Consider the following 7,999-nt stretch of genomic DNA (forward strand, 5'->3'; position numbering starts at 1 on the left):
CGCGCAAGACGGCGCGCGCTTGACATGTCGCCACAGGTCGCGATGAAAGAGGCAAAGAGGAGATGCACATGGCTGAGAAAACGATCCTGCGGGCGCTGAATGGTGAAGTACTGCCGACCCCTCCGGTCTGGATGATGCGGCAAGCCGGGCGCTACCTGCCCGAATATCGCGCCACCCGCGCACAGGCCGGCGACTTCCTGTCGCTGTGTTATAATCCTGAACTCGCCGCCGAGGTGACCTTGCAGCCGATCCGGCGCTACGGCTTTGACGCGGCGATCCTGTTTGCAGATATCTTGCTGCTTCCTCAGGCACTTGGTGCAGATCTGTGGTTTGTCACCGGCGAGGGGCCGCGCCTAAGCACGACCACCACACCCGCCGATTTCGCCAAGCTGAAAACCAAAGACGACATTCACGACACGCTTGCCCCGATCTATGAAACCGTTGGCATTCTCAGCCGTGAATTGCCCAACGAGACCACGCTGATCGGCTTTGCGGGCGCGCCGTGGACGGTGGCGACCTACATGATCGCCGGGCAAGGCACCAAGGATCAGGGCCCCGCTCATGCGCTGAAATCGCAAGATCGCGAAACTTTTTCAAAAATCATCGACCTGCTGACCGTTTCGACCATCGAATACCTGTCCAAACAGGTCGAGGCCGGGGCCGAGGTGGTCAAGCTGTTTGATTCATGGGCTGGCAGTCTCAAGGGCGACGATTTCCAGGATTTCGCGGTTGAACCGACCCGCAAGATCATCGCCGAACTCAAGGCGCGCTTTCCGCAATTGCCCGTGATCGCCTTCCCGCGTGAGGCGGGCGAGGGCTACATCGGCTTTCACGAAAAGACCGGCGCCGATTGCGTGGCGCTCGACAATTCGATCACGCCGGAATGGGGCGCGGCCAATGTGCAAATCGCGGGCTGCGTGCAGGGCAATCTTGCGCCCCATCACATGGTCACGGGCGGTCAGGCGCTGGTGGATGAGACCCGCCATGTCGTCGAGGCGTTCAAGAACGGGCCGCATATCTTCAACCTTGGCCATGGTATCACGCCCGATGCCGATCCCGAAAACGTGGCACTGATGGTCGAGACGATCCGCAACGGCTGAGGCGCGTCAGCGTTCCAGAAACACCAGCGCGATCGAGGCCACCAACAGCCCCGCCATCAGCCAATTGAACGCTCTCAGCCGCGGCCCCGTGCCAAGCCAGTGGCTGAGAGTTTGCCCCAACCCCGTCCAGATCGACACCGCGATCAGGTCGATAACCACAAACACCGCGCCCATCAGCAGCCCGCCCAAACTGCCGTAAATCGTGGCCGCGCCAAGCGACATCACCCAAGCCTTTGGGTTCACCCATTGAAACGCCGCCGCCTGTAAAAACGTGAACGGGCGCGTGTTCCCACCCTGCCCCGGCGCGCCTGCATGCGCGATTTTCCACGCCAGCCACAGCATGTAAATCGCAGCCAACACCGTCAGCACATCATGCAGCGCAGGCATGCGGATAAACACCTCGCCAAGCCCCAGCGCGATCAGCACCACCATCAGCCCATGGCCAAGCGCGATCCCCAGCAAATGCGGCACCGTGCGGCGAAACCCAAAGGTCGCGCCCGAACTCATCACCATGATATTATTCGGCCCCGGCGTGCCTGCAGCGACACAGGCAAAACCGAGCAGCGATAAAAAGAGTTGTGACATGACATTTCCATCTCGCGGCGAAACTTAGCGATCATCAAGACGCTCTCGCGCCCCATCGCCAGTGCCAAGATATCCCGGGGGAAGGTCAGAGGCCGGGGCGGCGCCCCCGACCAGACTGTTGTTTATTGCGCGCCCCGCACAATCTTGATCCGACCTATCGACGGATCTGCGGGACAAAGCAGATCACGGGGCTGAATGTGAGCATCGGGGGGCTCTTTCGCCCGCATTTCGCCAAAGCCTACAGCCGTTTGGCGCAAGACGATTGAGCGGTCACGCGGAAGTCAAGCGATGCCCTCCGCCGACGACTTGGGCGAGAAAGCCCCCCTTAAAACCCTAATCCGTCAGCACCAGCAGGTCACGCTCGGCCAGGCTTAGCTCGACGGCCTCACCGATGCGCGGCGGCGGCGTGTCGGGGGTGTTGAACGTATCCAGCGAGATCAGCGTGCCGCCAACATCGACCCGCATGCGGATCGTCGAGCCAAGGAAATGAACCTCGGCAAGTCGCCCGGCAAGGATCGTGTCGCGCCCTTCTTTGCGGCCCAACGACACAACCTCGGGACGCAGCGCGAGGTTGATGGTCTCCCCCGTCGTGGCCCCAGCCAACGGACGGTTAAGCGCGATGGGCGTTTCGCCCACCGTCACCCGGCCCGTCTTGGCATCAACGACGGTGGCCGAGAGCGTGTTCAGCGTGCCAACGAATTGCGCCACAAACCGGGTTGTGGGGTGGTTGTAAATCTCGAACGGCGCGCCGGTCTGTTCGGCCACGCCGCCATTCATCACCACCACGCGATCCGACATCGACAGCGCCTCTTCCTGATCGTGGGTGACGAAGATCGTGGTGATACCCAGCTCGCGCTGAATTTCGCGGATTTCGTCACGCAAGCTGACCCGGATCTTGGCGTCCAGCGCCGAGAGCGGTTCGTCCAGCAGCAGCACGCGCGGCTGCACGGCCAGCGCCCGGGCCAGCGCGACCCGCTGTTGCTGCCCGCCCGACAGCTGGAACGGATAGCGATTGCCCAGCTTGGGCAGGCCGATCAGGCGCAGCATTTCATCCACGCGGGCCTTGATCTCGGATTTCGGGCGGCCCGCCACGCGCATGCCAAAGCCCACATTCTGCGCCACCGTCAGGTTGGGAAACAGCGCGTAAGACTGGAAGACCATGCCGATATTGCGCTGGTTCGGGCGCAGATGCGTGACATCCTGACCGTCAATGCTGATCGCCCCGGACGAGGTCGTCTCAAACCCCGCGACCATGCGCAGTACGGTCGTCTTGCCGCAGCCCGATGGGCCCAGAAGCGAGACGAACTCCCCCTGATCAATGGCCAGATTGAAATCCTTCACCACACGGTTGGTGCCGAAGAATTTTTCAAGATGCTCAATGTTGAGAAAGGCCATGAGTTACCGTTGTGCTTTCGTATGTTTCGAAAATCGTGTGACAAGCTGGATCAGCCCCATGCAGATCCATGTGATTGAGAAGGCAATCACCGCCAGCGCCGCAGGCTCATAGGCCTTGTTGGCACCGACAAGCTGCATATACGGCCCAAAGGCGGGCCGATTGAGCAGCGAAGCGAGAACAAATTCGCCGATGACGATGGCGAAGGTGATGAAGGCCCCCGACAGCACCGCGATCAAGACATTGGGCAGGATCAACCGCGCAAGGATCGTGATCCAGCCCGCGCCAAGACTTTGTGCGGCCTCGGTCAGCGTCGCCACATCCAGCGTGCGCAGCCCCGTATCCACCGCGCGATACATGTAGGGCAGCGACAGCGTCGTATAGCCCAGCAGCAACAGGATATTGGTGCCCGTCAGAGTTCCGGTCAGCGGCAGGAAGGACGAGGTGTTGTAAAGCCGGATATAGCCAAAGACGATGACAATCGGCGGGATCACCAGCGGCAACAGGGTGATGAATTCAACCACCGGGCGCAGACGCGGCAGCTTGAGGCGCACCCAATAGGCCGTGGGCACCACGATCAGTGCGCCGACGAAGATGGTGAAGATCGCCATCACGATTGAATAGCTGAACGTCTCGCGGAATTGGGGATCGCTAAGCACCGAGCGGTAGGCATCCAGGGAATATTCACCACGGCGCGCGCGTAGCGAAAATTCCAGCGTGCCGATCAGGGGCAGCGCGAAATAGGTGAAGCCAAAGATCAGCGCGATGATGGACCAGAACCGTTGCACTCTCATTTCACCCACCTCTCAGACCGAACCCGCAACCAGACATAGACGAAATTCGCGATCCCCGTGATAACGATCATCCCGAACGCCAAGGCATAACCAAGATGGGGGTCTTGCAACACGTCGCCGCGAATCTGCGCATACAGCATGATCGGCACAATCGACAGCGACGATCCCGTCAGCGCGTAAGCCGTGGCCACGGCCCCGAAACTATTGGCAAACAGCAACGCCAGCGTGCCCAGCAGCGAGGGCCACAAGATCGGCAGCGCAACGATGCGCCAATATTGAAAGCCGCTGGCGCCCAGAATCGAGGCGGCCTCTTTCCACTCGCGCTTAAGCCCGTCGAGTGCAGGCGTGATGATCAGGATCATCAGCGGAATCTGGAAGAATAAATAGGTGATCGTGAGCCCGAAAAAGCTAAGCAGATTGAAGCCATGGGCATAGATATTAAAGCCGAACCATTGCTTGAGAACCACCGTCACCAGCCCCAGCCGACCCAACGTCGCGAGGAACGCAAAGGCAAGCGGCACGCCAGCAAAGTTCGAGGCCACCCCCGAAAACGTCATGATCGGTCCGCGCAGCCAGTTCGGCATGCCTCCGAGGGTGACGGCGGCAGCCATGGCAAAGCCGATCAGGCAGCCAAAGAAGGCCGTCGCCAGACTGATCTTGATCGAAATCCAGTAGGAGGCGAGGATCGAGGGCTGAAACAGGTTCACAAGATTGGCGAAGGTAAACCCGCCATCAGAAGATCTGAATGCGCCGATCACGATATACATCGTGGGCATGATCAAAAACAGGACGGCAAAGGCCGTGAACGGCACCATTCCGACCCATGTTAGCGGCAACCGGCGTCGCGAGGCGAGGGTGTCAGCCATATAGTGGTATCTTTCGAATCAAAGTGACCCGCCCCGCGCCGGATGGCACGGGGCGGGTTATTACGCTCAACGCCTTACTGGACGTTAGAGCCGACGACGCTGTCCCAACCAGAGGTCACGACTTCCTTGTTCGCGGCCTGCTCATCAAGCGTCGGGAAGATCGCTTTGGCATAGCCCTCAGCGGGGGGCATCGCGTCCAGCATCTCTTGGGGAACCTTGCCGTTTTTGGCCAGATCGTTGAAGCGAATCGGGTGGCAATAGCCCTTCAGCCAGCCCAGCTGTCCTGCGTCGGAATAAAGATATTCCATCCACAGTTTCGCAGCATTGGGATGGGGCGCATAGGCCGAGATCGCCTGCACATAGACGCCAGCGACCACACCCGTTTGCGGCACGACCACGTCGACCGGCGGGTTGCCCTTCAGCGTGTCACGCCCTGCCAGCGCGTTGTAATCCCACTCGATCACGATCGGCGTTGCGCCTTGGGCCAGCGTACCAGTTTTGCCGATGACGGGCACGAAATTGCCGTTCTTGTTCATCTCGGCAAAATATTTCAGACCGGCATCGCCCGAGGCTTTGCCCGGTGCGCCACCTGCAGACACACCTGCGGCCAGAACACCCAGGATCGCCTGGTTCGAAGCGCGCGGATCGCCTGCCAGTGCAACCGAATTAGCGTATTCGGGCTTGAGCAGATCGGCCCAGTCCTGCGGAACGTTGTCCACGAGGTCTTTGTTCACAGCGAACGACAGCACGCCGTAGTAATCGCCATACCAGTAGCCGTCAGCATCCTTGGCGCTGTCGGGGATCGTGTCCCAGGTCGACACTTTATAGGGCTGGATCAGCCCCTCATCCTTGGCGGCAGGACCAAAGGACAGACCCACGTCGATCACGTCGGGCGCTTGCGGGCCTTTGTTATCTTTGTTGGCGCGGATCGCCTGAACTTCGTCGGCCGAGCCCGCATCGGGGTTCAGCTCGTTCACGGTGATGCCGGGATACTTGGCCTTGAAGCCATCGATCACGCCCGCGTAGTTGCACCAGGAATGGGGCAGCGCGATCGTCGTCAAGCTGCCTTCCTTTTTCGCCGCAGCGTAGAGCGCATCAAGGCTATCAGCCGATGCGATGCTCGCGCTGGCGACAAAAGCCACCACGCTTGCGCTCAGAGCAAGTCGGATTTTAGACGTCATGTCAGGTCTTCTCCCCAGTTGTTGATCGGGCCCCCGGTCAGCATCGCCGCCGGTGTCTCGCCCGAAGATATTGATCGCACGCGCAGCGATATTCGTTTTTACGTCAGGTTTCAGCCCAATCGCGACACGCGCGGATCACAAGCACATGAGCCACTAAGGGCGTCATGTGAAAGTCGTGTGACAGATGCTTCGCAATTCGCGCCGCCAAAGCAACACTTTTTTTTGACACTGCCAAATTTTGAACAGATCGCGACGGCAGTTTTCGCCAAATGGTTGAGTGACTTAGATTTTTCTCGGCCCCAAGCGGGTCGATTCGGCGCATGAACCGACGGCACAGCGAAACTGAGGCGCTAAAGCTGCCTCAGTTTCGCTACGCGCGTGCCCTTAAAATGCGGCAACCGTTAGACGGGTATAAACTGTCGCGGGAGATTGGTTCGCCACAACCTGACGCAGTGGGAAGCCAACCCCAACCTCGAGTTTGGCATTTGGGGTCAGAGGATAGGCAAGGCCTGCGCCTGCCGAGGCAAAGAAGACGCTTTTGGGGAATGTCGAATACACAGACCCGGCATCCACAAACCCGTACACATCCAGCCCCTTTGCCAAACCCTTTATATCAAGTGACTTATGCAATTCGAACTGGGCGTAATAGCCGCTGTCGCCGGACGATGCGTCACTTGGAAAGCCGCGCACGGTCGTCGGTCCGCCGACCTGAAACAAGAGATCGCCCGGAACAAGCTTGGTATCGGTATATTGCCAAGCGCCGTTGGTGATCAGAACGATCCCGTTCTTGAACTGGTACGAACCGTTGAAAGAGCCGGTGAACAGAGAGATGTTACGCTTAAGCGGCGCGAGATGATCGTTGGTCAAAGCGCGCGATACCTGGGGCGAAATCGAGAATGCCAGCCGGTCTTTATTGTAGCTGGCATTGAGCGTCAGCGAGTATTCCTTGGTCGTGGAATCCACCAGCGGCGTCGCGTTTGAGAAGGATTTCGACGTTCCATACGAGGCCCCGCCAATCGCGAAAAGCGACCATGTCGGCGAAATATACAGCGGCTGGTTTAGCGTCGCGCCAAGCGAGCCCGAACGCCCCGAGATGTTAAGCGGCTGAGTCGGCCCGCTGATCACGTTAATCTTTGAGCGACTGAACGTCAGGCCCAGACGCGTCCCCATGGGCGTGATCGGCGCATCATATGACAGCGTGCCAGAGTCACTGCCCTCGGCATGCGTACCATAGGCAAGAAAATTATCGTCGGGCGTCAGCAAGCTGTAGCGGTGATAGAAAATCCCCAGCTCGGTCTTGCCCGTCGATGGCACGCCCTGATTATCAACGAAGAACGACAGTTGGTTTTTCTGCGGCTCGATCAGCTGCAGCGCCACATCGGTGGTGCCAAAATCAGCCCCCGGCTGGAGCGACATACGCAGCTGCGCATCATAAACCTTGTTGAAACGCGTGATGTCCTTGGCGGCAGCGGGCACATCCACGGTGTTTTCGCCCCGCGTCAGCTGCACCCGTTGCAAGATGAAATCTGCCGGCACCTGCTGGGCCCCGTTCACCGCGACCGTGGCAAGTTTGCCCTCGACGAGTTGCACCTTGAGCAAGCCGCGATCAAGCGTTTGCGGCGGCAGCACAGCGCTTGCCGTTACGATCCCCATGCGCGTGTAAAGGTCGTTGACGTCTTGAACGAGGTGCTGAATCTGCGAGAAATCGACCCGTTTGCCAACATATTTGACAAGGATCGGGTCCAGATCCGCCTGCGTCAGAAAGTCCGATCCGGGGGTGAATTCGACCTTGCTGAGCAAGACCGTCGGACCACCGGGCGGAACCATCTGACCGCGCGCAGCAGCTGGGCTGATGACCACAGGCCCCGACAAAGGCGTCGTCGCGCTGAGCGCTTGTACACGGCGCTCATTTTGTTGCTCGATCGTCGTCGCCGGGTTGATCGCTTGCGCCTCTACCGCAGCGACCGATTGCATCAGTGCCAGCGACCCAATCAAGCCCGCCGCACCGAAATCAACCAAACGAGATCTGCGGTGCCTGCCTGCCTTATGTTGTGCTCTCACCGCGCCGCTCCCCATTCTT

The 7,999-nt window shown here is 59.6% G+C and carries 7 protein-coding genes; 1 reads left to right on the forward strand and 6 read right to left on the reverse strand.

Going from position 1 to position 7,999, the window contains the following annotated elements; all coding sequences use genetic code 11:
- Positions 1–68: 68 nt before the first annotated feature.
- Positions 69–1,100 (forward strand): uroporphyrinogen decarboxylase, encoded by a 1,032-nt coding sequence (hemE, locus tag AB4874_RS04055; protein WP_368391034.1) that lies wholly within the window; start codon positions 69–71, stop codon positions 1,098–1,100.
- Between the two features lie 6 nt (positions 1,101–1,106).
- On the opposite strand, the gene AB4874_RS04060 is transcribed toward hemE, so the two are convergent.
- The 6 genes from AB4874_RS04060 to AB4874_RS04085 all read right to left on the reverse strand — a co-directional run bounded on the left by AB4874_RS04060 (position 1,107) and on the right by AB4874_RS04085 (position 7,938).
- A complete protein-coding gene (locus tag AB4874_RS04060; protein ID WP_368391035.1) occupies positions 1,107–1,685 on the reverse strand; it encodes a LysE family translocator in 579 nt (192 codons plus the stop codon).
- Between the two features lie 333 nt (positions 1,686–2,018).
- Positions 2,019–3,080, reverse strand: coding sequence for an ABC transporter ATP-binding protein (locus tag AB4874_RS04065; protein WP_368391036.1), 1,062 nt, complete (start codon positions 3,078–3,080; stop codon positions 2,019–2,021).
- Between the two features lie 3 nt (positions 3,081–3,083).
- Positions 3,084–3,872: an ABC transporter permease gene (locus tag AB4874_RS04070; RefSeq protein WP_295531649.1), complete on the reverse strand. Its 789-nt coding sequence runs from the start codon at positions 3,870–3,872 to the stop codon at positions 3,084–3,086.
- Positions 3,869–4,738: an ABC transporter permease gene (locus AB4874_RS04075; protein ID WP_295531652.1), complete on the reverse strand. Its 870-nt coding sequence runs from the start codon at positions 4,736–4,738 to the stop codon at positions 3,869–3,871. Before AB4874_RS04075 ends, AB4874_RS04070 begins: the two co-directional genes overlap by 4 nt.
- Before the next feature lie 74 nt (positions 4,739–4,812).
- A complete protein-coding gene (locus AB4874_RS04080; RefSeq protein ID WP_368391037.1) occupies positions 4,813–5,919 on the reverse strand; it encodes an ABC transporter substrate-binding protein in 1,107 nt (368 codons plus the stop codon).
- 384 nt (positions 5,920–6,303) lie between these two features.
- On the reverse strand, positions 6,304–7,938 hold the full coding sequence (locus tag AB4874_RS04085) for a ShlB/FhaC/HecB family hemolysin secretion/activation protein (RefSeq protein WP_368391038.1): 1,635 nt from the start codon (positions 7,936–7,938) through the stop codon (positions 6,304–6,306).
- Between the last annotated feature and the right edge of the window lie 61 nt (positions 7,939–7,999).

Source organism: Thioclava arctica, assembly GCF_040892615.1.
Lineage (GTDB): Bacteria > Pseudomonadota > Alphaproteobacteria > Rhodobacterales > Rhodobacteraceae > Thioclava > Thioclava arctica.